At 64.6% G+C, this 26,930-nt stretch carries 27 protein-coding genes; 14 read left to right on the forward strand and 13 right to left on the reverse strand.

The genetic code is table 11. From position 1 onward, the window contains the following. Positions 1–43: 43 nt before the first annotated feature. Together ACZ9A3_RS12985 and ACZ9A3_RS12990 are read right to left on the reverse strand one after the other, a co-directional pair. Entirely contained in the window at positions 44–1,009 is a 966-nt protein-coding gene (locus ACZ9A3_RS12985) for a FecR domain-containing protein (protein ID WP_476252731.1), read from the reverse strand. Further along, positions 1,009–1,542, reverse strand: coding sequence for a sigma-70 family RNA polymerase sigma factor (locus ACZ9A3_RS12990; protein WP_093381507.1), 534 nt, complete (start codon positions 1,540–1,542; stop codon positions 1,009–1,011). The genes ACZ9A3_RS12985 and ACZ9A3_RS12990 overlap by 1 nt, the downstream gene beginning before the upstream one ends. 189 nt (positions 1,543–1,731) lie before the next feature. Here ACZ9A3_RS12990 and ACZ9A3_RS12995 point away from each other — a divergent pair, with 189 nt between their 5' ends. The 3 genes from ACZ9A3_RS12995 to ACZ9A3_RS13005 all read left to right on the forward strand — a co-directional run bounded on the left by ACZ9A3_RS12995 (position 1,732) and on the right by ACZ9A3_RS13005 (position 4,360). Beyond that, positions 1,732–2,319 carry an SMI1/KNR4 family protein gene (locus tag ACZ9A3_RS12995; protein WP_401287038.1) on the forward strand — a complete coding sequence of 196 codons (588 nt, stop codon included), beginning with the start codon at positions 1,732–1,734 and terminating at the stop codon, positions 2,317–2,319. 94 nt (positions 2,320–2,413) lie between these two features. Then, entirely contained in the window at positions 2,414–3,229 is an 816-nt protein-coding gene (locus ACZ9A3_RS13000; protein WP_476252732.1) for a carbon-nitrogen hydrolase family protein, read from the forward strand. A gap of 36 nt (positions 3,230–3,265) precedes the next feature. Further along, positions 3,266–4,360 (forward strand): polyamine ABC transporter substrate-binding protein, encoded by a 1,095-nt coding sequence (locus ACZ9A3_RS13005; RefSeq protein WP_093381504.1) that lies wholly within the window; start codon positions 3,266–3,268, stop codon positions 4,358–4,360. A gap of 32 nt (positions 4,361–4,392) precedes the next feature. Here the strand turns inward: ACZ9A3_RS13005 and ACZ9A3_RS13010 are convergent, their stop codons facing one another. Further along, positions 4,393–4,974 (reverse strand): DUF4174 domain-containing protein, encoded by a 582-nt coding sequence (locus ACZ9A3_RS13010; RefSeq protein WP_476252733.1) that lies wholly within the window; start codon positions 4,972–4,974, stop codon positions 4,393–4,395. 223 nt (positions 4,975–5,197) lie between these two features. Between ACZ9A3_RS13010 and ACZ9A3_RS13015 the strand changes: the two genes are divergently transcribed. Next, positions 5,198–5,701, forward strand: coding sequence for an anthrone oxygenase family protein (locus ACZ9A3_RS13015; protein ID WP_045194118.1), 504 nt, complete (start codon positions 5,198–5,200; stop codon positions 5,699–5,701). A gap of 62 nt (positions 5,702–5,763) precedes the next feature. Here ACZ9A3_RS13015 and ACZ9A3_RS13020 read toward each other — a convergent pair whose 3' ends face one another. After that, complete coding sequence (locus ACZ9A3_RS13020; RefSeq protein ID WP_476252734.1) at positions 5,764–8,124, reverse strand: DNA polymerase II; 2,361 nt, start codon at positions 8,122–8,124, stop codon at positions 5,764–5,766. 66 nt (positions 8,125–8,190) lie between these two features. After that, positions 8,191–9,399 carry an MFS transporter gene (locus ACZ9A3_RS13025; protein WP_476252735.1) on the reverse strand — a complete coding sequence of 403 codons (1,209 nt, stop codon included), beginning with the start codon at positions 9,397–9,399 and terminating at the stop codon, positions 8,191–8,193. A 113-nt stretch (positions 9,400–9,512) separates the two neighbouring features. Here ACZ9A3_RS13025 and ACZ9A3_RS13030 point away from each other — a divergent pair, with 113 nt between their 5' ends. Beyond that, a complete protein-coding gene (locus tag ACZ9A3_RS13030) occupies positions 9,513–10,409 on the forward strand; it encodes a LysR family transcriptional regulator (protein WP_476252736.1) in 897 nt (298 codons plus the stop codon). Here the strand turns inward: ACZ9A3_RS13030 and ACZ9A3_RS13035 are convergent. Beyond that, positions 10,406–11,305, reverse strand: coding sequence for a LysR substrate-binding domain-containing protein (locus ACZ9A3_RS13035; protein WP_476252737.1), 900 nt, complete (start codon positions 11,303–11,305; stop codon positions 10,406–10,408). The genes ACZ9A3_RS13030 and ACZ9A3_RS13035 overlap by 4 nt on opposite strands. Before the next feature lie 112 nt (positions 11,306–11,417). Between ACZ9A3_RS13035 and ACZ9A3_RS13040 the strand changes: the two genes are divergently transcribed. The 6 genes from ACZ9A3_RS13040 to ACZ9A3_RS13065 all read left to right on the forward strand — a co-directional run bounded on the left by ACZ9A3_RS13040 (position 11,418) and on the right by ACZ9A3_RS13065 (position 15,240). Then, complete coding sequence (locus ACZ9A3_RS13040; protein ID WP_476252738.1) at positions 11,418–12,035, forward strand: LysE family translocator; 618 nt, start codon at positions 11,418–11,420, stop codon at positions 12,033–12,035. 118 nt (positions 12,036–12,153) lie between these two features. Beyond that, positions 12,154–12,882 carry a sel1 repeat family protein gene (locus tag ACZ9A3_RS13045; protein ID WP_258715264.1) on the forward strand — a complete coding sequence of 243 codons (729 nt, stop codon included), beginning with the start codon at positions 12,154–12,156 and terminating at the stop codon, positions 12,880–12,882. 104 nt (positions 12,883–12,986) lie between these two features. Next, positions 12,987–13,685 (forward strand): AzlC family ABC transporter permease, encoded by a 699-nt coding sequence (locus ACZ9A3_RS13050; protein ID WP_045195646.1) that lies wholly within the window; start codon positions 12,987–12,989, stop codon positions 13,683–13,685. Continuing rightward, positions 13,682–14,005: an AzlD domain-containing protein gene (locus ACZ9A3_RS13055; protein ID WP_093381490.1), complete on the forward strand. Its 324-nt coding sequence runs from the start codon at positions 13,682–13,684 to the stop codon at positions 14,003–14,005. Before ACZ9A3_RS13050 ends, ACZ9A3_RS13055 begins: the two co-directional genes overlap by 4 nt. Further along, on the forward strand, positions 14,002–14,832 hold the full coding sequence (locus tag ACZ9A3_RS13060; RefSeq protein WP_476252739.1) for an AraC family transcriptional regulator: 831 nt from the start codon (positions 14,002–14,004) through the stop codon (positions 14,830–14,832). The genes ACZ9A3_RS13055 and ACZ9A3_RS13060 overlap by 4 nt, the downstream gene beginning before the upstream one ends. 12 nt (positions 14,833–14,844) lie before the next feature. Next, positions 14,845–15,240 carry a hypothetical protein gene (locus ACZ9A3_RS13065; protein WP_093381488.1) on the forward strand — a complete coding sequence of 132 codons (396 nt, stop codon included), beginning with the start codon at positions 14,845–14,847 and terminating at the stop codon, positions 15,238–15,240. Between the two features lie 19 nt (positions 15,241–15,259). On the opposite strand, the gene ACZ9A3_RS13070 is transcribed toward ACZ9A3_RS13065, so the two are convergent. Beyond that, on the reverse strand, positions 15,260–16,030 hold the full coding sequence (locus ACZ9A3_RS13070; RefSeq protein ID WP_093381485.1) for an AraC family transcriptional regulator: 771 nt from the start codon (positions 16,028–16,030) through the stop codon (positions 15,260–15,262). Between the two features lie 100 nt (positions 16,031–16,130). Between ACZ9A3_RS13070 and ACZ9A3_RS13075 the strand changes: the two genes are divergently transcribed. Continuing rightward, the gene (locus ACZ9A3_RS13075; RefSeq protein WP_258593922.1) at positions 16,131–17,258 is read left to right on the forward strand and encodes a Bcr/CflA family efflux MFS transporter; all 1,128 of its coding nucleotides are present in this window, start codon (positions 16,131–16,133) and stop codon (positions 17,256–17,258) included. A 1-nt stretch (position 17,259) separates the two neighbouring features. On the opposite strand, the gene ACZ9A3_RS13080 is transcribed toward ACZ9A3_RS13075, so the two are convergent. From ACZ9A3_RS13080 to ACZ9A3_RS13105, 6 genes are all read right to left on the reverse strand, one after another. Beyond that, positions 17,260–19,539, reverse strand: a complete 2,280-nt coding sequence (locus ACZ9A3_RS13080) for a KAP family P-loop NTPase fold protein (RefSeq protein WP_476252740.1) — start codon at positions 19,537–19,539, stop codon at positions 17,260–17,262. 126 nt (positions 19,540–19,665) lie between these two features. Then, complete coding sequence (locus tag ACZ9A3_RS13085; RefSeq protein ID WP_093381477.1) at positions 19,666–20,421, reverse strand: ABC transporter permease; 756 nt, start codon at positions 20,419–20,421, stop codon at positions 19,666–19,668. Further along, a complete protein-coding gene (locus ACZ9A3_RS13090) occupies positions 20,421–21,620 on the reverse strand; it encodes an ABC transporter substrate-binding protein (protein ID WP_195884471.1) in 1,200 nt (399 codons plus the stop codon). Before ACZ9A3_RS13090 ends, ACZ9A3_RS13085 begins: the two co-directional genes overlap by 1 nt. Continuing rightward, positions 21,586–22,434, reverse strand: a complete 849-nt coding sequence (locus tag ACZ9A3_RS13095) for an ABC transporter ATP-binding protein (RefSeq protein WP_213604004.1) — start codon at positions 22,432–22,434, stop codon at positions 21,586–21,588. The genes ACZ9A3_RS13090 and ACZ9A3_RS13095 overlap by 35 nt, the downstream gene beginning before the upstream one ends. After that, positions 22,431–23,492, reverse strand: coding sequence for an acyl-CoA dehydrogenase family protein (locus ACZ9A3_RS13100; protein ID WP_093381470.1), 1,062 nt, complete (start codon positions 23,490–23,492; stop codon positions 22,431–22,433). Before ACZ9A3_RS13100 ends, ACZ9A3_RS13095 begins: the two co-directional genes overlap by 4 nt. A gap of 50 nt (positions 23,493–23,542) precedes the next feature. Next, complete coding sequence (locus ACZ9A3_RS13105; RefSeq protein WP_045194134.1) at positions 23,543–24,100, reverse strand: carboxymuconolactone decarboxylase family protein; 558 nt, start codon at positions 24,098–24,100, stop codon at positions 23,543–23,545. A 106-nt stretch (positions 24,101–24,206) separates the two neighbouring features. On the opposite strand from ACZ9A3_RS13105, the gene ACZ9A3_RS13110 reads away from it, so the two are divergent. After that, entirely contained in the window at positions 24,207–25,118 is a 912-nt protein-coding gene (locus ACZ9A3_RS13110) for an AraC family transcriptional regulator (RefSeq protein ID WP_093381466.1), read from the forward strand. A gap of 139 nt (positions 25,119–25,257) precedes the next feature. Next, positions 25,258–26,883, forward strand: coding sequence for a methyl-accepting chemotaxis protein (locus ACZ9A3_RS13115; RefSeq protein ID WP_195884474.1), 1,626 nt, complete (start codon positions 25,258–25,260; stop codon positions 26,881–26,883). Positions 26,884–26,930 lie beyond the last annotated feature (47 nt).

Consider the following 26,930-nt stretch of genomic DNA (forward strand, 5'->3'; position numbering starts at 1 on the left):
CGAACGACAAGACGAATTAATATCATTTGCATGAAAAATACTTTTATTTGCGTGCCTCTACCGTCACCCAATACGGCGTGCGCTGGCTGACCCGCACCGGCAACGTGCTTTCAAGGGCGCGGAAGATCTGTGCCTGGTCGTCGAGCCTGAAGGTGCCGCTGATGCGCAGCCCCACCACTTGCGGCGCGCAACGCAACCAGCCGCGGCGGTAGCGCGCCAGGTCAGCGATAAAGGCCCCCAGGTACTGCTCGTTGGCGATCAGCAGGCCCTTGCTCCAGGCATCCAGGTTGCCCTCCAGTGGCGAACTGAGCACCAGTGCCGGGTTGGCGAAGCGGCATTGCTCGCCCGCCTCCAGCAGCGCACCGCCGCCCTGCTCGCCCGCCAGCACCTGTACGCGGCTTTCGAACACTGCCAGGCGTGTGGTGTTTTCGCCGGCCAGCAGCGAAAAGCGTGTGCCCAATGCCTGCACGGTGCCGTGGCGGGTTTGCACCAGGAAGGGCCGGTTGGCCGGGTCCTTGGCGGTGGTGATCAGCACCTCGCCATCGCGCAGCACCAGCAGGCGCTGTTGAAGGTCGAAGCGCACATCCAGGGCGCTGGCGGTGTTGAGCTGCACCTGGCTGCCGTCGTCCAGGGTCAGGTTCAGGCGTTCGCCGGTGCGGGTGTGATAATCAGCGAACCAGGGGCCCTGGCGCGCCTGCTGGTAACCGCCCCACCCCACAGCACCGGCTCCCGCCGCCAGCACCAGCCCCTTGAGCACATCGCGACGGCCCAGCGCCGGTTGCTGGCCGGCCAGTTCCAGGGTGCGCCCGGCCAGGCGCGTGGGCATTTGCTGCAGGCGTTGCTGCACCCGCTCGACCTGCTGCCAGGCCCAGCGGTGCTGCTCGTCGGCCTGCAGCCAAGCGTGCCAGGCGGCGTGTTCAGCGCTGCCGGCGCTTTCATCATTGAGGCGCGCACGCCAGGCGGCGGCCTGCTCAAGGGCAGCGAGCTGGCGCGAATCGAGGGCGGCCATCAGTCAGCCTCGTGTTGCAGGCTATACAGCGTGCAATGGTGCAGGGCCTTGGCGATGTCACGATTGACCGTGACCACCGAGATGCCGAGGGTTTCGGCGATGGCCTTGTAGGTCATGCCGTCCAGTTGCGAGAGCAGAAAAGCCTTGCGCACCCGGGCGCCGAGGCCGGCGAGCATGGCATCCAGCTCGCACAGGGTTTCCAGCAGGATCGCCCGCGCTTCAGCGGAAATATCCAGGGCTTCAGGCTGCTCGGCCAGCGCCTGCAGCCAGGCGCGTTCGAGCCGCGCACGGCGAAAATGGTCGATCATCAAGCGCCGGGCGATGGTCGCCAGGTAGCCCCGCGGTTCGCGTACGGCGCGCAGGCGGTCGACGGCATCGTCGGCGCTGAGCACGCGGACAAACACGTCCTGCATCAGGTCGGCGGCCAGGTCATGGCACGCCACTCGCGGGCGCAGCCAGCCGGTCAGCCAGCGGTGATGAGCCTGGTACAGGTGGCTGACCTGCTGGCGCAGGGCGGGGTTGGAATCGCTCATGATGACTCGAAAAAGTAAATGAGAATTTCTATCATTCTATGCGAATGTAGGACGCCGGTGGAAGCGCGGCGTCAGGCTGATCACGGGCCAAGTCGAGTCGTCGCACCGCCGCGCCCATAGCACTGGCAATCCCGGTGAATTTCAGTCAGCCTGCCACACACCTCTGCGCTTTCAGGAAGGAACCGCCCCATGTCTCTCGTCGAAACCTACCTCAGCGGCCTGCGCCAGGCGCTGCCAAGCGAAGAGCTTGAACAATTGAACCTCGCCCACGGCGCTTCGGCCGCAGACCTGCAAAAACTCAGCGCCCACTACCCGCTGTGCCCCGACAGCCTGCTGCGATTGCTCGGGCAGATCGACGGCACTCATTTTCGTGATTACCCGGGCGGCACGGTCATCGTCCTGGTGCTCGGTTCGGACGTGTTCGAATACCCCTATTACCTCAGCGCCAGCGAGCAGATCCTCGAAGACGCCCGGAGCTACACCGACAGCATTCGCGGCATGTACGGCGAGTACCTGGAGGAATACCCGGAAACCGTCGGCGCGGGCATCGACAGCGACCTGGCCATGAACCAGCGCCTGTGTTTCTCCCATTGCATGAACAACGGCGGCAGCTCGAAGCTGTACATCGACTTCAACCCCGCCGCCGGTGGCACTGTCGGCCAGGTGGTGCGCTACCTGCACGACCCGGACAGCTATGAAGTGATCGCCGACAGTTTCGATCAGTACCTGCAGCAGCTGATCGCCGATGACTTTGCCTTTGTCGAACGCGAGATCTGAGCGCCATTACCCATTCAGGGTTACTCCATCAACGTAATTAACGCCCACGCCGTCGCGCCGCATACTCGGTTCCAGCCCCCCGCAAGGAACCCCGATGAAGATCGAACTGATACAACTCGCCGGCCGCGACGGCGATACTGCCTACAACCTGCAACGCACCCTTGAAGCGATCGCCAGTTGTGCGGCCGACACCGACCTGCTGGTGTTCCCGGAAACCCAACTGATGGGTTTTGCCAGCGCCGAACAGCTGCCAAAGGTTGCCGAAACGGTGGACGGCCCCAGCGTCCAGGCGGTGTTGCAGGCGCTACGTGAACGTGACGTGGCGGTGGTGATCGGCCTGGCCGAAAAGGCCGATGGCCGCTTCTACAACACCTCGCTGCTGCTGACCCCCGAAGGCATCGCCCTGCGCTATCGCAAAACCCACCTGTGGCCCTCGGAGCGCGGCCTGTTCACCCCCGGTGATCGCTACGCCACCACCACCTTCAAAGGCCTGCGTATCGGCCTGCTGATCTGCTACGACATCGAGCTGCCGGAAAGCAGCCGCGCCCTGGCGCAACTGGGCGCCGAGCTGATCGTGGTCAGCAACGGCAACATGGACCCCTACGGCCCGGTGCACCGCACCGCGATCATGGCCCGCGCCCAGGAAAACCAGGCCTTCGCGCTGATGGTCAACCGCGTCGGTGCAGGCGATGACAACCTGGTGTTCGCCGGTGGCAGCGCCGTGGTCGACCCGCACGGGCGCCTGCTGTTCGAGGCCGGGCGCGAGCCCTGCCGGCAGCTCATCGAACTGGACCTTGGGCAACTCGAACTGGCTCGCCGCGACTACGACTACCTGGCCGACCGGCGCCTGCACCTGCCTGGCCAGCGCCTTGAACACGCCGATGGCCGCCGCGAACTGCTGATCCCCTGAGCGCTACCCCTATAACAAGAATCCGGAGTGCCCTTCATGAAGTCGATCTGTCGCCTGCCCCTGGCCCTGGCCGCGCTGCTAAACCTGGCCGCCGCCCAGGCCGCCGCGCCCAGCGTGCACATCTATAACTGGTATGACTACATCGCGCCGAACACCACCAAGGAGTTCCAGCAGGCCTCGGGGATCGCCCCGGTGTACGACGTGTTCGACAACAGCGATGTCATGCAGAGCAAGCTGATGGCCGGGCGCAGCGGCTATGACGTGGTGTTCGCCAGCGCCGACCTGCTGCCCAACCTGATCAAGGCCGGGGTGCTGGCCGAGCTCGACCGCAGCCAGTTGCCCAACCTGGCGCACCTGGACCCGCAGATCCTCGCCAAACTGCAGGGCAACGACCCCGGCAACCGCTTCGCCGCCCCCTACTTATGGGGCACCACGGGCCTGGGCTATGACGTCGACAAGGTCAAGGCGCGCCTGGGCAAGGATGCACCGCTCAACTCCTGGGACCTGATCTTCAAGGAAGAAAACATCGCCAAGCTGGCCGACTGCGGCGTGGCCATGCTCGATGCACCCGGCGAGATCATCCCCATCGCCCTGCACTACCTGGGCCTGCCCTACAACAGCAAGAACCCCGAGGACTACCGCAAGGCCGAGGCGCTGCTGCTCAAGGTGCGCCCGCACATCGCCTACTTCGACTCCTCGCGGTTCATCTCCGACCTGGCCAACGGCAACGTGTGCGTGGTGCTCGGCTGGTCTGGCGGGGTGTTCGATGCCAAGCTAGCCGCCAACAACGCCAACAATGGCCGCGACATCCGCTACAGCATTCCGCACGAAGGCGCACCGTTCTGGCTCGAAAGCATGGTCCTGCTCAAGGACGCGCCCAACCCGCAGCAAGGCCTGGCCTTCATCGACTACATGCTGCGCCCCGAGGTAATCGCTGCCTCGACCAACTACCTCGGCTACCCCAACGCCAACAAGGATGCCGCGCCGCTGGTAGACGCAAAAATCCGCGACAACCCGTCGGTATACCCACCCCAGGCGGTGCTCGACACCCTGTTCGCCCTGGAGCCGCTGCCACTCAAGTACGAACGCATCCGCACCCGGGTGTGGAGCAAGGTCAAGACCGGGAGTTAGTTGCCCGAAGCGGGCTCGGCGACCGCTGAGCCTCAATCCTCCAGCGGCTTGGGTGGAGGCAGGGGCTTAGGAGGTTTCGCCGGTTTGGCCGGTTTGCCATCCTTGCCGGGCTTGGCGTCCTTGTCCTTCGTGGCGTCGGTTTTCAGGTCGGCAACGGTCGGCGGCACGATGGCTTTCTCTGCCGCTGGCAACTGGTCGACCGCATCGAAAATCGCCTTGGGCTCGAGGGTGCCGGTGTGTTCGATCCGGTACTGTTCGCCGTCTTTGCCTACCAGTACCACCTGGGTGACCATCGTATCCCGGGCACTGAACTTGAACCGGCGGATCAGGGCCATGGTCTCCTGTTGATCCATGAACTTGTCATCGCGCTTGCCGATCATGCCGGCAACGCTGTACAGCACCAGCTTGCGTTCCTCGAATGCCGCCTTGCTGGCCGGGTCTTCCAGGGCCTTGTTCAATTCGCGCAGAGTCGGGTCGGCGGTGCTGGGGGCAAGGACAACCAAGGGACGGGCCTTGTTCAGATCCCGGGCCAGAGGGTCATCGCTATCGGCAGCGAGGGCGGGGCCGGCAACGAAGGCCAGCAAGGCGGCGAGGGTCAGTGACCGAACAAGCATGCGCATCTCCTTTCAATTTCCATGCATCAAAGACTACAAATCGCGACGAAAGATCCGGGTTGCGAGCCTAAACTACAGGGCCAGATGAGTGGGCAAAGCAAAGGTAACTTCCGATTACCAAGTGCGACCTTGGATACCTACCGAAAGGTCTGTCATCCGATTCTGAGGATAGCTGAAGGCCGCCAGCCATGCCCGTCGACCACCCTGGAAAAAGGCCTGAACCATGAGCATTGCCGATACTCTGCTGTTGCTGCTGATCCTTGTTACCGCCCTGGGCTGTGGGTTGATGGGCGGGTTGTTCTTCGCCTTCTCCAACTTCGTCATGCAGGCCCTGGAGCGCATTCCGGCACAGAGTGCGGTGACGGCCATGCAATCGATCAACCAGGTGGTGCTCAACCGCCTGTTCCTCTCGCTGTTTCTCGGCACCGCCGTGACCTGCGCGATTCTGCTGACCTGGGCCTGGCTGCGCTGGCCACTGCCCGGCAGCCTGTGTATCGGCATCGGCAGCGGCCTGTACCTGCTCGGCAACGTACTGGTGACCCTGCTGTTCAACGTGCCGCGCAACCAGAGCCTGGCGCGCCTGGACCCGGCCAGCAGCGAAGCGGCCAGTGCCTGGCCAACCTATGCACGGGTGTGGAACCGCTGGAACCATGTGCGCACCATCACCGCCCTGGCGGCGACGGCGTGGTTGATGGTGGCCTTGCTGCGGGTGGTGTGGACTCAATAGCGGCTGCTACGCAGCCATCGCTGGCAAGCCAGCTTCCACAGTGTCGGTGCATGCAGGTCCGGCTAGAACAAGCCCATCTGCCGATCGATCAGCGCCGTGAAGTCATCCTCCACGAACGGCAGGATCGCATCCGCCACCGGCTGCAATTGCCGGGTCAGGTAGTGGTCGTAATCGATCGCCGAATGTCGCGTCTCCAGCGGCTCCGGCCCCGCCACGGTTATCACGTAGCTGATCCAGCCGCCATTCTGATACTGCCGCGGCCGGCCCTGACGGTCATTGAAGTCATCGGCCATGCGCGCCGCCCGCACATGCGGCGGCACGTTGCGCTGGTAGTCAGCCAGCGGGCGGCGCAGGCGCTTGCGGTAGATCAACAGTTCATCCTGCTCACCGGCCAACGTCTTGCGCACATACTCACGCAGGTACTGCTGGTAAGGCTGGCGCTTGAAGATGCGCTCGTACAGCTCCTGCTGAAACTGCCGGGCCAGCGGCGACCAGTCGGTGCGCACGCTTTCCAGGCCCTTGTAGATCATCTCTTCAGTGCCCTGGCCACGTTGCACCAGGCCGGCATAGCGTTTCTTGCTGCCTTCCTCGGCGCCGCGAATGGTCGGCATCAAAAAGCGCTTGTAGTGGGTTTCGTACTGCAGCTCCAGGGCACTGTCCAGGCCATAGCTGTCGCGCAGGTGCTCACGCCACCACTGGTTGACCTGCTGCACCAGCTCGCGGCCGATCTGCGCCGCGTCCGCCTCGTCATGGGCACGCTTGAGCCAGACGAAGGTCGAGTCGGTGTCGCCATAAATCACCGTATAACCCTTGGCTTCGATCAACTCGCGGGTACGGCGCATGATCTCGTGGCCGCGCATGGTGATCGATGAAGCCAGGCGCGGGTCGAAGAAGCGGCAACCGCTGGAACCGAGTACGCCGTAGAAGGCGTTCATGATGATCTTCAGCGCCTGGGACAGCGGCGCATTGTGCTCGCGCTTGGCTGTCTCGCGGCCCTGCCAGACCCGCTCGACAATCGCCGGCAGGCAATGCCGGCTGCGGGAAAAACGCGCCCCGCGAAAGCCTGGCACCGAGGTCTCATCGCCCGGCTCGCGCAAGCCTTCGACCAGCCCCAGCGGGTCAATCAGAAACGTGCGGATGATCGACGGATACAGGCTCTTGTAGTCGAGCACCAGCACCGACTCGTACAAGCCCGGTCGCGAATCCATGACAAAACCGCCCGGGCTGGCCTCCTCCGGGCGCTCGCCCTGATTGGGCGCGACGAAGCCCTGGCGGTGCATCAAAGGCATATACAAATGACAGAACGCCGCCACCGAACCGCCGCTGCGATCAGCCGGCAAACCGGTGACCGTGGCCCGTTCGAGGAGGAAGGTCAACAGTTCGGTCCTGGCGAAGATCCGCGTCACCAGCTCGCAGTCCTTGAGGTTGTAGCGGGCCAGGGCCGGCTTGTCCTCGGCGAACATGCGGTTGATTTCGTCCATGCGCTGGTACGGGGTGTCGATCGCCTTGCCTTCGCCGAGCAGGGTCTGGGCGACGTTCTCCAGGCTGAACGAGGGGAAGCTCCAGGTCGCCGAACGCAGCCCTTCGATACCGTCGATGATCAGCCGCCCGGCCGCCCCGGCAAAAAAATGCGCGCGGCTGCCGTGCTCGCGCCAGTCCATTGCCTCACCGCCACGGCCCAGGCGCAGCGGCACCTTGAGCTGGGTGGCGTGCTGCTGCAGTACGCGCAGGTCAAACTGCACCAGGTTCCAGCCGATGATCGCATCGGGGTCGTGCACGGCCAGCCAGTCGTTGAGGCGTTCGAGCAATTGAGCGCGGCTGTCGCAGTATTGGAGGTCGAAATCCACGCCTGCGGCGTCGCCATTGGCCGGGCCGAGCATGTACACCTGGCGCTGGCCACAGCCTTCGAGGGCAATCGAATACAACTCGCCGCGTTCGGTGGTTTCGATGTCCAGCGACACCAGTTTGAGCGTGGGGCGGTAATCGGCGGCGGGCTTGAGCTGGGCGTCGATCAATACGCCGCTGGCATCCGCCGTGCCGCTGAAGCTGACCGGCGCGGTGATGAAGCGCTCCATCAGGTAGCGCTCCGGCGGGCGCACATCGGCTTCGTAGATTTGCACGCCGGCGGCGCGCAGGCGCTTTTCCAGCTGGATCAACTGGCGGTGCTGACGGCAGTACAAGCCCAGCACCGGCCGTTGTTCAAAATCGCGCAGGGCCAGCTCGCGCAACTCGACCTCGCGCTCGCCGCGCAACACCGCCTCGGCCTGGCGCCGCTGTTCGGCGGGGATGAACGCCACTGAAGTCTGCAGCGGCAGACGCAAGCGCCGTGGGCCCTGGTCGGTGGCCAGCCAGAACTCGACAACGGTACCGGCCGGGGTATCGCGCCAATGCCGGGTCAGGACAAAGCCCTGCTGTAACTCCACCGCTGCAACCTCGAAAACGCCTGTGTATGCGCCGATTCTACCCGTCTGCGCGGCGGCCTGGCGAACTTAGCTCGGCACCCGTGCGCCCGGGGCGAAACCGTGGCCATGGGCGCGACCGGCAATCAGCAGGGCCAGGGCGATCAGCGCCAGCAACACCCAGGGGAAACTGCCCACGCCCCACTGGCTGAGCATCACACCGCCAAGCAGGCCACCGGCGGCAATGGCCGAGTTCCATACCGTGACGATCATCGACTGGGCGACATCGGCGCCCTCCCCGGCGGCATCGGCGCTGGCGGTTTGCAGCAGGGTTGGCGCGCCGCCGTAGGTCAGGCCCCAGAGCGCGACACTGACATACACCAGCGGCGCCGACTGGCTGACAAAACCAAGCACCAGCGCCACCACGGCAAAACCGAACAAACTCAGCAGGACCATGTTGCGCAGGTGCTTGTCGATCAGCGCACCGACCACGCCGATGCCGGCCAGGGCGGCAATGCCGAAGGTCAGCAGGACCATGCCGGTGCTCGCCGCCAGGCCCACCGAGGCCAGGTACGGCACGATGTAGGTGTACAGCACGTTGTGCGCCAGCACCCAGGTGAGGATCACCAGCAGCACCGCCAGCACGCCGGGTGTGCGCAGCACCTGAGCGATACCGGGGCGTTGGCCCGGGGCATGGCCGTCGAAATCCGGCACCTTGCATAGCACCCAGGCCACCAGCACCAGGGTCGCGCCGGACACCAGGGCAAAGGTCATGCGCCAGCCCAGCAACTCGCCCAGCCAGGTGCCGGCCGGCACCCCCAGCGACAAGGCCACTGGCGCACCAATCATCGCCACCGCCATGGCCCGGCCTTGCTGCTCGGGGCTGACCATGCGCCGCGCATGCCCGGCAATCACGCCCCAGGCCAGGCCCGCGGCAACACCGGTCATGAAGCGCGCGACCAGGGTCAGCCAGTACGAACTCGACAACGCCGTCACCGTGTTGAACAGCAAGAAGCCGATAATCGCCAGCAACAATACCGGCCGCCGGCGCCAACCCTGGGTCAGGGTCACCAGCGGGATGGCGGTCAAAAGCGAGCCCAGGGCATAGACGCTGACCATCTGCCCGGCCATCGCCTCACTGACCTGCATGCCGCTGGAGATCTGCCCAAGCAGCCCGGCCGGCAAGGTTTCGCTGAGGATGGCGATAAAGCCGGTCATGGCCAGGGCCAGCAGGCCGCTGACCGGCAAGGGCTGCTCCAGTGCGGCCGGCCCATCGGCGCTGCAGCTGATGTGGGTCATGGTGAAACTCCTGTAGGAAAGATGGGCGAACCTTAAGCCTGCGCGCACTGCGGAAAAAGCCGGGTACAATTCCGCTCATAACGGACACGGGTGTCCGCAATCGGGAAATGCAGATGGATAGCCTCAGCGGTTTCGTGGTGTTCGTGCGGGTGGCAGAAACCGGCAGTTTTGTCGGCGCTGCGCAGTCGCTGGGGGTCAGCGCCTCGGCCATTGGCAAGCGCGTGGCGCGCCGCCTGGGCGTACGCCTGTTTCACCGCAGCACGCGCAGCATCACCCTCACCGCCGAGGGCAGTCAGTTTCTGGAGCGCAGCCGGCGCATCCTTGCCGAGATCGAGGCCACCGAGCTTGAGCTGTCCCAGGCCAGTGAAGTGCCGCGCGGGCGTTTGCGCATCAGCCTGCCGCAAGTCACTGCGCTGGTGATGCCGGCCTTGAGCGAGTTCATGGCGCAGTATCCGGAGATCGAGCTGGACCTGGATTTCGACGACCGCATGGTCGATATCATCGGCGAAGGTTTTGACGTGGTAATGCGCGGCGGCACGCCCAGCGACTCACGCCTGAGCGCGCGCTTTCTTGGCCATTTTCACCATGTACTGGTGGCCTCGCCGGCGTACCTGGCGCGCAATGGCAGCCCCACACACCCCGCCGAACTGGCCCGCCACACCTGCCTGCACTACCGCTTCCCGAGCACCGGCAAGCTCGAACAGTGGCCGCTGCGTCAGGAGCCCGCCGGCCACGCCTATGAGATCCCGGTGTCGATGGTCTGCAACCACGTCGACACGCGCATCTGCTTTGCCATGCGCGATCGCGGCATCACCTGCATTCCCGACTTCACCGTGCGCCAGCAGTTGCAGCGCGGTGACCTGGTGACCGTGCTCGATGACTACATGGAGCGCCGCGGCAGCTTCTACCTGCTGTGGCCCTCGGGGCGGCAAGTGCCGCCACGGCTGCGGGTGTTCATCGACTTCATGAGCACGCGCCTGCTGCCCGATGCTGGCGCGCCGCAGTATTAGTCATATAAATAATCAAAGCCTTGGGCAGGCAATTGTGGCACCTGCTGCACCAGGAACGCCCCCAGTTGTTGCACCTGGCGGGCCTTGGGGCTGGCCTGCAGCCAGGCCAGGTAATAGCCCTCGCCGGTGGCCACCGCCTGCGCAAACGGCGTGACCAGGCGCCCGGCGGCGAGCTCGGCGCTGGCCAGCAACAGGTCGACCACGGCCACACCCAGGCCTTGCTGAGCCGCCGAGATGCCCTGGTCAAGGGTGTCGAACAGCTGGCCGCGCTCAAGGCTGATGGCCGCAGCCCCGGTGCGCTGCAACCAGCGCCGCCAGTCGCGCCGGTCGGGAGATGGGTGCAGCAGCTCGCAATGGGCCAGGTCTGCCGGGTAACCGGGCTGGCACACCGGTACCAGCCATTCGTCAAACAGCTTGAGGCTGGCGATGCCGGCGCCGAAATGTCCGTCGCCCAACAGGATCGCGCAGTCGTAGGGCTCGCTGTAAAAATCCACCGTATCGATGTCCATCCACACGCTGCTCAGTTGCACCTGAGCGTGCTCTTCACATTGCTTGAAGAGCGCCAACTGGCCAAGCAACCAGCGCACGGTCAGGGTCGAGGGCGCCTTCAGGCGCAGTTGCTGGCGGTCCTGTCTGAGCAGGCCGCAGGCGCTTTCGATGATCTTGAAGCCGACTTTCAGCTCCTGGGCCAGCAGCCGGCCCGCTTCGGTCAGCACCACTTTCGGCCCGCGGCGCTCGAACAGGGCGCAGTCGAACAGGCCTTCGAGGGTTTTGATGTGATGGCTGATGGCGCCCTGGGTCAGGGCCAGTTCTTCGCCAGCGCGGGTGAACGAACCGTAGCGCGCGGCCACCTCGAACGCTCTGAGCGCCTGCAATGCGGGAATGCGTTCGGTCATGGCCGCCTCTAGCATGAGTCAAACTAATAGAAGGCCACAGTAACAGGCGTTTTACAACCGGACCGGGCCTGCCGAGAATTGCGCTCCCGCCAAACGCCCTCGAGACCCGCCCGTGAACAGTGCCCTGCTTGCTACCTACGCCCTGACCGTTGTGCTGCTGATCGCCAGCCCCGGCCCGGTGGTGGCGCTGGTGGTCAACACCACCGCCCGCGCCGGGCGCAAACAGGCACTGCTGACCGCCCTGGGCACCAACGGCGCGTCACTGGTGCTGATCGCCCTGGCGGCGCTGCTGATCTTCAGCAGCGTCGCGATCAACCCGCTGCTGCTTAGCGCCTTGAGCGTGTTCGGCTGCCTGTTCATCGGCTTTCTGGGCCTCGGCGCGCTGGCCGAACTGCGCCGGCCCGCGCACGCCGCAGCGCCGCATGCGGTGCGCCAGGGCGGGCTATGGCAGGGGTTTGCCATTGGCCTGTCAAACCCCAAGGACATCCTGTTTTTCGTCGCCTTCTTCCCGCAGTTCATTCAGGTCACCGAGCAGTTCAGCCACAGCCTGATGCTGTTGGCGCTGGTCTGGCTGGTGCTCGACCTGGGCATTCTGGGCCTGTACATCCTGGTCATCGGCCGCCTCGCCGAGCGCCTCGACCGGCGCCTGATCAGCGCCATCAGCGCCGTGGTACTGCTGGCCATCGCCGCCGTCGGGCTGGCCTACAACATCCGGCAACTGTTGCCCTGACGGGCTACGCTTTCGGGCGCGGGCCCGGAGCGGTTAGAATGGCGCGCTATCACCCAGGCCAGCCACACTATGGACAGTCGGATTGAACCCTGAACAGCGCAGTCTTCTCCAAGCCAACATGCATACCCGCCCGGCCCCGAATTCCAGAGGCACTTCCTTGATCCGCTCGCCCCTTTTGCACGGCCTGCTCGCCGTCGTGCTGCCGACTTCGGTACTGGCTGCCGGCGTACAGATCGACCCGCATGCCGACCTGCTGTACCGCCAGGCCGTGAGTTTGCTGGAACAGGCCGACAACCAGAGCGCCAGCTTCACCCTCAAGACCAGCACCACCGACCAGGATCTTGCCCAGCAAGGCCAGGCCCTGGGCCGCACCCTGGCGCCTGCGGTGAGCCTGTTGAAAAAAGCCGTGGAGCTTGACCACCCGGCCGCCCAGTATCGCCTGGCGCTCTACTACATCACCTACCTGCCGGCAGCACAGATTTCCGCTGCCGCCTGCCCGCTGCTCGAAGCCAGCATGGGCCAGGGCTTTGCCCCGGCGGCCCTGGGCATCGAGAACTGGTGCCCCAACTACAGCCGTAGCGAATACCGCAACGCGCTCGAAAGCGTGCCGAACCTGGCCAGCCTGTACGCCCCCTACTACCCGCAACCGGCCGTGCGCCTGTTGTGCCATCGCGAGCAACCGCAGGGCCTGGCCATGCAGTGGGGCCGCCAGCGCGACTACCAGGCCGAGGTCTACCGCCTGCTGGCCAGCGCCGACCCGGCGCAGAGCAAGGCCTACTGGCAAAAAGCGGTGGACATCAATGGCTGCATCGCCGCGCAGCGCCGCCTGGCCAGCAACCACTACTGAGCGCCAAGCCCTCTGCCGCGCCGCTGACAGCAAGATCGTTCAAGTCAGCGGCGCCCGCCTCTGGCATGCTGTACAACCTTGTTCATTGGTTGTTGCTGCCGTCCATGTCCAGTCCGCCGTTCGCCCGCCAGGCCTTCATCCGTGGCGCCATCGCCATCCTGCCGTTGTCCCTCGCCGTCGCTCCCTGGGGGCTGCTGGCCGGTTCCATGGCCATCGAAGCCAACCTCAGCCCCTGGGAAGGCCAGGGCCTGTCGGCGATCGTCTTTGCCGGTGCCGCGCAACTGGTGGCAATCGGCATGCTCAAGGGCGGCGCCAACCTGTTCTCGATCCTGCTGACCACCCTGTTGCTGACTTCCCAGCATCTACTCTACGGGCTGTCGATGCGCCCGGTGCTGTCGGGCCTGCCGACCCGCTGGCGGCTGGGCCTGGGCTTTTTGCTCACTGACGAGTTCTTCGCCCTCACCAGCCAGTACGACCAACAGCAGTTCAATCGCTGGTATGCCCTGGGGGTAGGCCTGACGTTCTACATTGCCTGGAACCTGTTCACCCTGGCCGGGATCATCCTCGGTCAGAACATTCCGCACCTGGACCAACTGGGCCTGGATTTTTCCATCGTCGCCACTTTCGTTGCCCTGATCGCGCCGCTGGTGCGCAACCTGCCCACCGTGGTGTGCGTGGCGGTGTCGCTGTTCTGCTCGGTGCTGTTCAGCGCCTGGCACTGGGACATCGGCCTGGTGGCCGCCGGGTTGCTGGGCATGAGCGCCGGCTTTGTCTGCCAGAAATTCAGTGGAGCACGCGCATGATCTTCGCCCTGATTATCGGCATGGGCCTGCTGGTGTTCCTCAACCGCTATGCCTTCCTGGAACCGCGCCTGCCCTTGCGCCTGAGCTCCAATGCCCGGCAGTTCCTCGGCTTTGCCGTGCCGGGCATGCTCACCGCCATTTGCGGGCCGATTGTGTTCTTGCCCGGGCACCAGCTCGACCTGAGCCTGAGCAACCCGTACCTGGTCGGTTCGGTAGTGGCGGTGGTGCTGGTGCTGTTGACCCGCAGCACCTTGATCAGCATGCTGCTGAGCATGGCCTTCTTTTTTGTCTTTCGTTGGTGGTTGAACGGCAGCCCATGAACCCTGCACACAAGGAACAGACCCGCTTCTGGCAAGCCTCGGCGCTCGGTGATACCGAGATGCTGCACGCGCGTTATTTTCAGCAGCGCTTCGCTCCCCATGTGCACGAAGGCTACGTGATCACCATCATCGAGTCCGGTGCCCAGCGTTTCTGGCACCGCGGCAGCGAACACCTGGCGCCGGTGGGCAGCATGGTGCTGATCAACCCCGACGAGCTGCACACCGGTGCCAAGGCCAGCGAAGATGGCTGGCGCTATCGCGGTTTTTACCCCGACAGCGAGCGCATCACCGGCGTGCTCGACGAGCTGGAGTTCAAGCGCGACGGCCTGCCGCGCTTTGACGCCAGCGTGCTGCACGACCCGCAACTGGCCAAGGCCTTCAGCTGGCTGCACTGCTCGGCCGAACACGGCGCCAGTGCCCTGGAACAACAAACCGCCTGGCGCGAAGCGGTGCTGTTGCTGGTGCAACGCCATGCCCGCGCCGGCACCGCGCGCACGCCCGGCAACGAACCCTGCGCCGTGGCCCGGGCCAAGGAACTGATGGACAGCCGCCTGGCCTACCCGCCATCGCTGGAAGAACTGGCCACGGCAGTCAACCTCTCGCCCTTCCACTTTGCCCGGGTGTTCCGCCAGGCCACCGGCCTGCCGCCCCATGCCTGGCTCAAGCAACGGCGCTTGAGTCGCGCCCGCGAACTGCTGAAAAACGACTGCCTGCCGTTCAACGTCGCCTTCGCCCTGGGCTTTTCCGACCAGAGCCATTTGAACCGGCAGTTCAAGCAAGCCTATGGCGTAACGCCGGGCGAGTACCGGCGCGCCTGCATTCACTGACGGACCAACCCCATGCCCTACCCGCTTGCCTACCGCTGGTTCATCCACAAAGGCCTGACCGACTGGGAGCCGTGGTATTTCTGCGACACCCCGGCGTCACTGCAACAAGGCCCGGACCTGAGCAAAAACGCCTTCGCCGCCCGGGCCTTTGCCAAGGAGACCGGCGCGGACTTCGAGGTCTACCTGTTCGCCCGCCGCCAGGACCGGGAAGACTTTGCCTTCTTCGTGGTGCGCGACGGGGTGATCGAAGACAAGGTAATCACCGCGCACCTGTCGTTCGCCGACAAGCTGGAGCTACGCTCGCGGCTGAGCTATGAACAGGTGACCCGCAGTTTCAGTGAGTGGGTGGCCGAAGTGGCGCTGGCCGATGCCGTGGAGTGGATGAGCGAGGACGACCTGCAAGATTGAGCCTGGGCTGCTCTTCTGCTCAGCGGCAATACGCCCGCGGCGTGCTGCCGGTCATGCTTTTGAAGAAGGCGATGAACGCACTGTCGCTGGCAAAGCCCAGCTCCAGCGCCACCTGGGTCAGCGGCTGATGGATCGCCAACTGCTCCACCGCCCGCACCAGCCGCCACTGCTGGCGCCATTGCTGGTAGGACATGCCAGTGTCGCGGCGAATCAAGCGACCGATGGTTTTCTCGCTGGCGCCCACTGTGCGGGCCAGCTCTTGCAGCGGCGGCGGTAACTGCTCAAGGTTCTCGACCAGGCGCGCCAGGCGCCGGTCCCTGGGCAGCGGCAAGCGCATCGGCTGCTGCCCGGCAGCCTGCAGTTCGGCGATGCACAGGCCGGCCAGGTGCGCGGCGGCGCCTTGGCTCCAGTCGGTTTCGAACGGCGCCAGGGCGATGCGTTCGAGCAGTTCGCGCAGCAGCGGGTTGACGTCGAGGATCACCACTTCATCCGGCAAACGCGGCCAGTGGCGGGTGTCCAGGTACACCGAGCGATAGTCCACGGTCGCCCGCATTCGCGCCCGATGGGCTACGCCGGCGGGAATCCACGCCGCGCGGGTCGGCGGCAGCAGGCAGAGCAGGTCCGGCGCCTGGGCATCGATGCGCACACAGCCCTGGCGGGTGAACAGCACCTGTCCCATACGGTGCTGATGGACGCCGGAATCGTGCTCGCCCAGGGCCGAGCAGATACCGACGATGGGCGCATCGACGTGCTCGGGGTTGAAGAGGGCGGTAGGTTCCAGCCAGGCCATGCAGGTTGTCCGATTTTCACTATTTCTAGACCAGACCGCGACAATACACCCATCGCCCGCCGCCTACCATGAGCGCCCTTTTACCCACGGGACCCTGCTCATGACCCAACGCACCTGGTTGCCCCTGGCCACGGCCCTGCTGATGTTCCCGCAGATCGGCGAAACCCTCTACAGCCCCGCCCTGGTGGATATCGGCCAGGGCTTTGGGGTAACGCCTGCACAGGCGGGGCAAACCCTGTCGCTGTATTTCGCCGCCTTTGCCGTCGGCGTGCTGGTCTGGGGCCGCCTGTGCGACCTCTGGGGCCGACGCCCGGCGTTGCTCGCAGGCTTGCTGCTGTACGGCCTGGCTTCGCTGGCGGCCCTGTTGGTCACACATTTCGCCGGCCTGCTTGGCGCGCGCATCGTCGCCGCGTTCGCCGCAGCGGTCGGTTCGGTGGTGACGCAAACCGCGCTACGCGATGCATATAGCGGTGCGCAACTGGCGCGGGTGTTTTCCCTGATCGGCATGTTCCTGGCCATCAGCCCGGCGATTGGCGTGCTCAGCGGCTCGCTGCTGACCCAGGCCTTGGGTTACCGTGGCGTGCTCGCCGCGCAGTTGCTGATGGCCCTGGCGTTATGGCTGTGGAGTTGGCAACTAATGCCGGAAACCCGCCCGCAAACGCCCCACCACGCCAGTGTGATCGGCACCTTGCGGCGCATGCTCGGTGATCGCCGGGTGCTGCTGGCGACGCTGCTGGTGGCGTTGTTCAACATCGGCGTGTTCAGTTGGTACAGCCTGGCACCGTTCATTTTCCAGCGTTTGCAGTTGCACAGCCTGTTTGGCTACAGCGGCGTACTGCTGGCGCTGGGCTCGCTGCTCGGCGCGCGCCTCAATGCGCGATTGCTGGCACGGGGTGTCAGCCAGGCAACCCTGCTCAACCTGGCATGCGCGGTGAACCTGCTGGCGGCGCTGGCGATCCTGCTGCTGGGCGAGCACTGGCTGATCGCGGTGGCCATGGCCTTCATGCTCGGCGCCTTCGCCATGGCGATTGCGTTGCTGCTGGGGTCGGCGCTGATCGAGTATGGCGATTGCCGGGGGACGGCGGGGGCGTTGTTCGGGTTGTTGTATTACGCGTTGATTGGCGCGGGCCTGGCGCTGGCCGGCTGGAGCCAGGCGCTGGGAGCAGCGCTGGTCTGCTGCTCCGTTTGCACCGCTGGCGCAGCCGCTTTCTACCGGCCACGGGCATGACTCAGCGGCGTCGTTGCCTGTCCAGCTCTGCCAGGTTTGCTGGCAGTTCAATCCAGCTTTTGTCGATGCCGGCATTGACTAGCGTGTCCCATTTACCGAGCAATTGCTGGGGGGAACGGTGGTACTCGCTACCCTTCATCGCCGCCGCCCAGGCAAAAGGTATCAGCGCCTGCAACCTTTGCACATCATGGCGCTCACCCTCAGCACTGTTATGGTTGTGAAGCGCCAATGCCACAAGGTAATCAAGCATGTTACTGGCGACGATGCCTTCGATCAGCCCGTCATCGGCAATACTTTCCAGCCGTGCCACCAGGCTGGCCTGAGCCGCCTCCTGGTAAAAGGGCGACTTGGCAGCAAGCAAGCGCCACTGTCGTTGAATGGCCGCTGGCGAAGAGTCCTTGAACAACCGTTCGACGCCATTTGCGGCCTCGAACACCGTCAACAAATCCGCTACCGCATCCTCTTTGAGCAAGCTGGCGATGTCGTTGAGCCGTGGTTTTTTGTGCATGTTCAACACGGACGCGATGCCGCCAGAAAGCAATTTTTCCATCGCCCAATCGTACAGCCGTACACGCTCACTGCAGGTAGTTGCCGCTGCTGTCACCAATGCAATTTCGCGCTGGTACTGCGCTTGCCCTGGCTGACCTTCATCGCGCTCGCGCAGCGACAACAAGCCGTCGATCAAGCTGCAGCACAAGCCGTAATGGTCTGCTACATCACGAAGCGCTGCGTGCGGTGTATCACCCCAGACTTTTTCAAGCAGTTTGAGCTGAACACCAAGGGACTGCAGTTGCTGGTCATAGACACGCTGATCAACCTGGGACGCCAGATCGCGCATGCCCTGGCAGTATGATTCGATCGTCAACCAGACCAGGTTCGAGGCAGCTTCGCGCACCTCGAACTGAGCGGCGTCCGCCCCTTCCTCAATGATCAAATCAATTCGCCGGTCGTCGAAGTCAGCAGCCCATTCATTCAAGAAACGCCGATGTTCCTGAAGGGTGATGCTCGGCTCCTGCGCCAACAACCCCATCTCGTACCGTACACGTGCGGGGTCAGTAAATTTTCGCAGATCATGAAGGGCTGAAAGCTGATTCTTCAGCCGCCTAAAAGCGGGCGCAAGATCAGGCACTGTTGATCCCAGCGAAAGTTGAATGGCTTCGCGTTCGAACGCCTCCCGCTCTTCTTCGGTTTCACCGCGCAGCGACCGCCCGCCGAGGCCCAGCAAGGACGGCTCCAGACGTTCGAGGGTTTTCGGGGCTTCATGCTTGATGATGGTCTGCAAAATGATTGCATCCCACGCGAGTTCGCCTTCGCCGTGGCGAACTGCAACCGTCTTCAACTGCCCCAGGTCACGGCTGATCGCTTTGACCAGACGAGGGTTGCCAGGAAACCACTGCGCAATTCGCGTGAACGCTGCCTCGGGAATAAACGGGCAACATTCGCGAAATGCCCGCCACGCCAAGCGCCTGGCCTGCTCTGGTGTAGGCTCCGGCAGGGTAATGGAGATATCAATGATCTTCTCGAGAAAGCGTTGGCCGTTCTCACCATAGGCGGCCGAGTACAGGCTCAGTGCTTTGCTCACAACATCCAGGTCGAAGGCCAGGACGAAGGCGAAGCTGGGCCAGTCGAGCAACTCGCGCAACGCCAGCATGGCCTTGGGGATTGCGGTCGGGTCGGCGCGGTCAAGGTCATCGATGAACACCACGATGCGCGTGCGCTCGAGTTCGGCACACAGCGCTTCGAGTTCTTTTCGGTTGAAGGCCAGCTTTGAACTCAGCAGCTGGCCCGTTTGCTCGGCAATCTGGGTACCCTTGCTAACCATCATCCCGGATACAGGGTCCATGACTTGAACAACTGACTTGCCAATCTCGGCAACATTGCCCAGTAGCCTGGCAATTCCACGCCCCAGATCCTTGAATGACTTGCCCGACCAGGCGCCTTTTTCAAGTTGCTCCAACAACGCCTGATAAAATCGCTGGATCACCCCGTCACGGCCTTCGGCATCCCACGCCGAAAAGCGTACGACCACCCAGGTGATACCGTCCGGCTTGCTTTCATTGCGCATGCGCGCCTGCTCTTCAATGAAGTTCAGCACGCTGGTCTTGCCAGAACCCCACTTGCCATACAAGCCGATTCGGGTCGACCAGCTGTCTGGCGCCGACTCGATCGAGCGCAGCACCGAGCGGGCGATTGCCCAGCGCTGCAGGTCGTCATCCTGTTGCTGACTGATCGCCGCGTCATGGCCCTTGCCGCTACGCCGTGGGTTTGCTGGTGCTGTCATGGGGTGATCCTTCGACCGTGCAGTTGAACCAGTCGGGAAGTCTATCCAACTGAGTTCGGTGCTGCACCTGAGCTTTCAAAACTGCGCTGTCTGCATCGCGGGGCAAGCCCGCTCCTACCTCCACGATCAGGCATGCACCCAACGCCGATGCAGGCCACGGGCAATGGCATCGAGCATAAAGCCCAGCACGCCGATCAGCAGCACCATCGCCATCAGCTCCGAATACGCCAGCCGGTCACGGGTATCGAGGATGAAGTAGCCCAGCCCGGCACTGACTCCGAGCATCTCGCACGGCACCAGCACGATCCACAGAATACCGATGGCCAGGCGCACGCCGGTCAGTACATGGCCGAGCACGCCGGGGATGATCACCTTGCACAGGGTCTCCCAGCGTGTGGCGCTGAGGCTGCGGCTCAACTGCAGCCAGCGCGGGTCGAGCTGGCGCACCCCCGCAGCGGTGTTGAGCAGGATCGGCCACAGCGCGGCAAAGGCCAGGAGGAAGTAGATCGGCTGGTCGCCCACCCCCATCAGCATCACCACCACCGGCATCCACGACAGCGGTGAGATCATCCGCAAGAACTGGAACGCCGGGGTAGTCGCCGCCTCCAGGTGACGATAGCTGCCCACCAGCAAGCCCAGCGGCACGCCGATCAGCAAGGCCAGCAGCAAGCCGACAAGGATGCGCTTGAGGCTGACCCAGATGTGCTCGTACACCTCGCCCTGGCCCAGCAGCTCGATCAGGCTGCTGAGGGTCGCCTGCGGCGAAAAACGCGCCGACAGGCCATCGGCCTGGCCGAACACCTGCACGCCCAGCCACCACAGCAACAACAGACCGAGCAGGCCGGCGACGCCCAGGGCGCCATGGATTGCATGCTTGCCCATCAGATCGAAAACTCCTCGCTACGCTCGAAGCTCTCGGGCAAACCGAAGGCCTTGAGCCCGCCAACGGCGGCGATGCTGTTGCGCACGAAGCGGTCGTCGACCAGGTCGCGGGCGGTCTGTTGCGGGTCGAGGCCGGCAAGAAAGCCCTTGTCGCCCTCGATCAGGGTGTTCTGCAGGCGACGCACCAGTTCTTCGGTGTAGCTGGGGAACGGATAAGGCTGAAAATCGATGCGCTTTTCGTCCCACTGCGCATGCTGGATCGCACCGCTGGCGATGTAGGCGTCGCGGGCCGCGGCCGCCGGCGCCAGCACCTGGCTGAGCACCTGCGGGGTGTGCGGGGTGTATTTGTTCGGCCCGCTCTTGGACAGCAGCGCGGCGGCTTCGGCGCGGTGCTCGCGGGTCCACAGCTGGGCCTTGACGATGGCGTTGACCACCTTCTGCGACCACTCGGGGCGGTTGTTCAAGTCGTGCTCGTGCATGAACACCACGCAGCAGGCATGGTTGCGCCAGATGTCGCCGGTAAAGCGTTGCACGCGGCCAACCTTGAGGTCTTCGGCCAGGGCGTTGAACGGCTCGGCGACGATGTAGCCGGCGATGCGCTTGCTGGCCAGGGCCGGCGGCATGTCTGACGGCGGCAACACCACCAGGTTGACCTCGTTGGCCGCCAGCTGGGCTGTGGCGGCCTTGGACACCGGGGTCAGGCCGTGGTCGCGAAACAGCTGCTGCACCACCACGTTATGGATCGAATACCAGAACGGAATGGCCACGGTCTGCCCGCCCAGTTGCTTGACCTCGGTGATGCCCGGGGCCACGGTCAGGCCCGAGCCGCCGACGTGGTTCCAGGCCACCACTTTGGCCGGCACCTTGCTGGCATAACGGGCCCAGACGGTCATCGGCGACAGCAGGTGAATGACATTGACCTGCCCGGAGATGAACGCCTCGATCACCTGCGCCCAACTGCGCAGCAGCACCGGCCGCTCGGCCTTGATGCCTTCGGCTTCGAACAGGCCATTGTTGTGCGCCACCAGCAACGGCGTGGCGTCGGTGATCGGCAGGTAGCCGATGCGTACCGGTGCGTCCGGGTCGCTCGCGGCGCGGGCCTGCAGGCTGCCGAGCAGCGGCATGGCGCCGCCGGCGGTGAGCAAGGCGCTGAGTTTGATGAAGTCACGACGAGTGTGGGTGAAGTCGTCCAGGCACATGGGCAGTCTCCGACGGCAGCGGCATAGGTTCAGAAGAAGGTTCGGGTGTGCGGCTGGCCCGCCGAAGGGTTTTGAGTATGTCGATGCGCAGCGCGCCCAGTTCCTCGACCCGCTGCTCGCGCGGTTGCGGCAGGTCGATGAGCCATTGGCCGAGGGTGCGCGCCGGGTGGTTGCCCAGTAGCAGCACGCGATCGGACAACAGCAGGGCTTCGTCGATATCGTGGGTAATAAGGATGGCCGCGGTGTTGTGCCGGGCAATCAGTTGCAGCAGCAGTTGCTGCATGTCGGCGCGGGTGACTTCATCCAGCGCACCGAAGGGTTCATCGAGCAACAGCACTTGTGGCTGGCGCGCCAGGCAGCGGGCCAGCGCGGTGCGCTGGGCCATACCGCCGGAGAGCTGCGCCGGGTACTGCTCGCGCGCATGCTGCAGGCCGACCGCCTCGATGGCGTGATCGATGCGCGCCCGTCGCTCACTGGCAGCGAGCTTGGGCTGGCGGGCGAAGTCCAGGCCGAAGGCGACGTTACTTTCCAGGCTCAGCCAGGGCAGCAGGCTGGGGTCCTGGAAGGCCACCGCCAGGCGCGGGTGCGGGCCCTGCAACGGCTCGCCGAGCAGGCTGACGCTGCCGGCACGGGACTGCTGCAAACCGGCCAGCACCCGCAACAGACTGGATTTGCCAACGCCACTGGGGCCGAGGATGGTGATCACCTCGCCCGGCGCCAGTTGCAGGTCGAAATTTTCCAGCACGCTTTGCCAGCCTTGTTCACGCGGGTAGCCGAGGCTGATGCCACGCGCTTCGAGCAACACTTCGGTCATGCTGACGACGCCTGGCGTTGCAGCTCGGCGCGCAGTTGCACCAGGCTTGGGGTGACGATCGGCACGAACGCCGACTCGCGCCAGCGCCGGGCAAAACCTGCGCCGTAGGCGGTCAGGTAAGCCTTGCCGCCACTGGCTTGCAACTCAAGCTGCACGGCATCGGCAGCCGTTTCGGCGAGGGTGATGCGCAGCTTGAACAAGGCCGCCGGCTGGCTCAGGAAACGGCCGTCGAGCAAGCCCTTTTTCAGTTCGGCCACGGTGTTTTCCAGGCGCTCGCGCAGCACCTGCAGCGCCTCGCCAAGGAACGAGCGCATGCCCTGCAGATGCCCCTCCACCTCGCTCAACGAGCGCCGCGCCAGGCCGATGGCCATGCCGCATTGCAGGCCCAGGAACGACGGGCGCACGGCAGGCAGAAACTGCTTGGCGTTGTCGTGCAGCAGCCAGTCACGGCTGATCGACACCTGTTCGAAACTCAAGGCTGCGGTGTTGCTCGATTGCAGGCCCATTAACTCAAGGTCGTCAGAGCGGCTCAGCCCTGCAGCGTGATCGGGGATCGCCAGCACGAACGGCGAGGCGCCCTCCTCTTCAATCGCCGCCGCCACCACGAAACCGCCCTTGCGCAGGTTGGTGACCCAGTGCAGGCGCCCGGCCAGGGTCCAGCCCTGGTCGTCGCGCAGGCCCTTGACCTGCAGCGCTTCGATACCCGAGAGGTACTTCATGGCGTTGGACAGGCCGGTGGCGCCAGCCAGTTGGCCGCTTAGCAGCTCAGGCAGCAGGCGTTCACGCAGCCCGGCGTTGGGGCTGTGCAGCAGGTATTCGATAAAGGCGCGCTGGCCCCAGAACACGAAGGCTGCCGCCAGGGAATGGCTGGCAACCGTGGCCAGCGTCTCGACCGCGTCGGCGACCGTGCCGCCACTGCCGCCCAGGTTCTGGTCAATACCGACGCGCAGCACCTGCGCCGCCGCCAGTTGCCCCAGTACCGCCTGCGGGTCGCCGTGGCCCTGGTCGAGGGCTTCGGCCTGGGCATCCAGCCACGCGACCAATGCGGGATCGAGCATAGGGTTTACTCCTTTAACAATGCGCCAGCTTGCGCTGGCGCCGAGGGTCGTTATGCCGAAGGCTGCCAGCGGTACTTGCTCAGCTCGTCATTGAGCGGCGTCTGGGCGAACACATTAGCAAAGTTGCACAGGGTTGCCAGACTGACACCGAGGATCACCTCCAGGGCATTGCCTTCGCTGTAGCCGGCTTCGCGAAACGCACCGTAGCCGGCTTCGCTGACATTGCCGCGGGTGGCGATCACTTCGCGGGTGAACGCCGCCAGGGCTTCGAGCTTCTCTTCTGGCAGCTCGCCCTTGGCGCGCAGGGCGTCGACCACCTCCTGCGCCAGCTTGGCCTTGTTCAGTGCGACGGCGGTGTGGCCGGCCACGCAGAAGTCGCAGCCATGATTGGTGGCGGCCACCAGTTGCACCACCTCACGCTCGGCCAGGCTCAGCTCGGCCTTGCCGTTGAGTGCCGAGACGGTGACGTAGGTTTCCAGCGCCGCCGGGGCGCTGGCCAGCACGCCGAGCAGGTTGGGGATGAAGCCCGAAGCCTTCTGGGCGTTTTCCAGGTAAGGGCGGGCAGCCTCTGGGGCGCTTTGCAGAGTATGGACAGTGACGCGCGACATGGAGTGGACTCCTGCTGACTGAGGGTGTGCCACAAGTCTGTTGGTTATAAGAATTACCTGCCATATTCTGCAGTCGCTATTACTTGCTCCTGAGTCTTTTCATTAGATGATTTCATCCAGCCCAGTAGTCGATTGGTTATTAGAAAGCCTTGAGCTAGACGCCAGCCTGTTCCATGTCGGGCGTTACTGCGGTGGCTGGCACGCCAGCACCCATGGCCTGGCGCGGGCCAGTTTCCACCTGATCGTCCAGGGCCACTGCTGGCTGCATATCGATGGCCAGGCCGAGGCCATTCGCCTGCAAGCGGGCGATGCGGTGTTCCTGCTGCGCGACTTCAACTATCGGCTGTCCAACGCCGAGGAGTGCGAGCTGGCCCAGCAGCAACCGCGCCAGGTCATGCAGCCGCTGGACAGTACAGCCGCCGATGGCGTGGGCCTGGTGTGCGGCTTCTTTCATTTTCAGCCGGGCTTGTCGTCGCTGATCATCGAAGGCCTGGACGACTGGATCATCCTGCGCGCCGGCGACCCGGCGCTAAGCGCAGCGCGGGCGCTGTTCGAGCTGATCCTGGCCGAGTGCCAACGCCTGCCTGCGCCCTCCTCGGCCTTGCTCGAACGCTTGAGTCATTTGCTGTTCTTGTACGTGCTGCGCCAGCGGGTCAGTGACGACCAGGGCATCCGCGGCCTGGTCGCCCTGGCCCGCCACGGCAACTTTGCCAGCCTGCTCGAGCAGTTGATCGAACACCCCGAGCAGCCCTGGTCGCTGGAAAGCATGGCGGCCTGCACCGGGCTGTCGCGCTCGGCATTTTTCAAGCGTTTCAGCGAACTGGCCGGGCAATCGCCGGGGCAGGTATTGCTGGCCCTGCGCATGCGCCATGCCTGCCAGTTGCTCAAGGCCAACAACACCGTCGAGCAGGTGTGCGCGGCGGTGGGGTATCAGTCGATTGCCGCGTTTACCCGCGCCTTCAGCAAGGCCGTCGGCGTGCAGCCGGGGGCCTATCGGCGCCAACATGAGGGGCGCTGAGGCAAACAGCGTGCGGTAATCGAACACAAGCAGGCTAAGCGCCCTCAAGTCCGCCGCCGGCGACTCCGATAGCAGACCACCCACCGCCGTTGCCGCGGCAAAGCGTGGTGCTGATAACAACTCAAGGAGTACTGCCCGCATGTTCGCCGACCTGAAAATCCGCACCGGTATGTTCTGGGTGCTGTCGCTGTTCAGCCTGACCTTGCTGTTTTCCACCGTCAGCGCCTGGCGCGCGGCGGTGGGCAGCGACCAGCAGATCAGCGAACTGGACCAGACCGCGCACCAGTCGGATCGCCTGAACAACGCCTTGCTGATGGCGATCCGCGCCAGCGCCAATGTCTCTTCGGGCTTTATCGAACAGAGCGGCGGCCACAGCGACAGCGCCAACAAACGCTTGAAGCTCTCGCAAGAACTGCTGGGCAACAGCGCGCAACTGATCAGCGAGCTGGTCAGCAATGCCCAGGAGCCCACCTTTAAAGGCCTCGCCGTCGAGTTGCAAACCACCTTCGGCGACTACGCCAAGGCCGTGGCCGGCCAGCGTGAAGCGACCGGCAACAACGACCTGCAGCATTACTTCAGGGTCAACACCGACGCTGGCAACGCCATGGGCCGCTTGCAGGCGCTGCGCCAGCAACTGGTGGCGGCGTTGAACGAGCGCAGCCAGCAGATCATGCTCGAATCCGATCGACGTCTGAGCAGCGCCCAGGTGCTGAGCGTGGCGCTGGGGCTGCTGACCTTGCTGCTTGCCGCACTGTGCTGGAGCTTTATCGCCCAGCGCGTGCTGCGCCCGCTGCGTGAAGCCGGGCAGCACTTTCAGCGCATTGCCGGCGGTGACTTGAGCGTGCCGGTGGCGGTGCACAGCAGCAACGAGATCGGCCAGTTGTTCAGCGAACTGCAGCGCATGCAGCACAGCCAGCGCGACACCCTGGGGCAGATCAGCAGTTGCGCCACGCAACTGGCCGAAGCTGCCGGTGCGCTCAACGGCATCACCGAACAGAGCTCGCACAGCCTGCGCCAGCAGGACCAGGAGCTGGAACAGGCTGCCACCGCCGTCACTGAAATGACCACCGCGGTGGAAGAAGTAGCGCGCAATGCCGTATCCACCTCCCAGGCCGCCAGCGCCTCGAATGACCTGGCCGAACAGAGCCGCCGCCAGGTCAGCGACAACCTCGACGGCACCCAGGCCATGGCCCGTGAAGTGCAAACCAGCAGCGAGCACCTGGAGCAACTGGCCGGGCAGATTCGCGATATCGGCCAGGTGCTGGAAGTGATCCGCTCGGTGTCCGAGCAAACCAACCTGCTGGCGCTCAATGCCGCCATCGAAGCGGCCCGTGCCGGTGAAGCCGGGCGTGGCTTTGCGGTGGTCGCCGATGAAGTACGCACCCTCGCCTACCGCACTCAGCAATCGACCCAGGAAATCGAGCAGATGATCGGCCGCGTGCAGCACGGCACCGAAGCGGCGGTGGCCTCGATGCATGCCAGCACCCAGCGGGCGCAATCAACCCTGGGCATCACCCAGGCCTCGGGACAGGTGCTGGAGGGGATCTACAGCGCCATTGGCGAGATCAACGAGCGCAACCTGGTGATTGCCAGCGCTGCCGAGGAACAGGCGCAGGTGGCGCGGGAAGTGGATCGCAACCTGCTGAACATTCGCGACCTGTCGACCCGCTCGGCGGCCGGGGCGCAGGAAACCCGCGAAGCCAGCCAGGCGCTGGCGGGGTTGGCCGGGCAGCTGACGGCGCTGGTGGCGCGGTTCAGGGTTTAGCGGGGAGCCTATCGCGGGGCAAGCCCGCTCCTACAGTGGGAGCGGGC

The sequence above is a fragment of the Pseudomonas sp. TE4620 genome, from assembly GCF_056279045.1.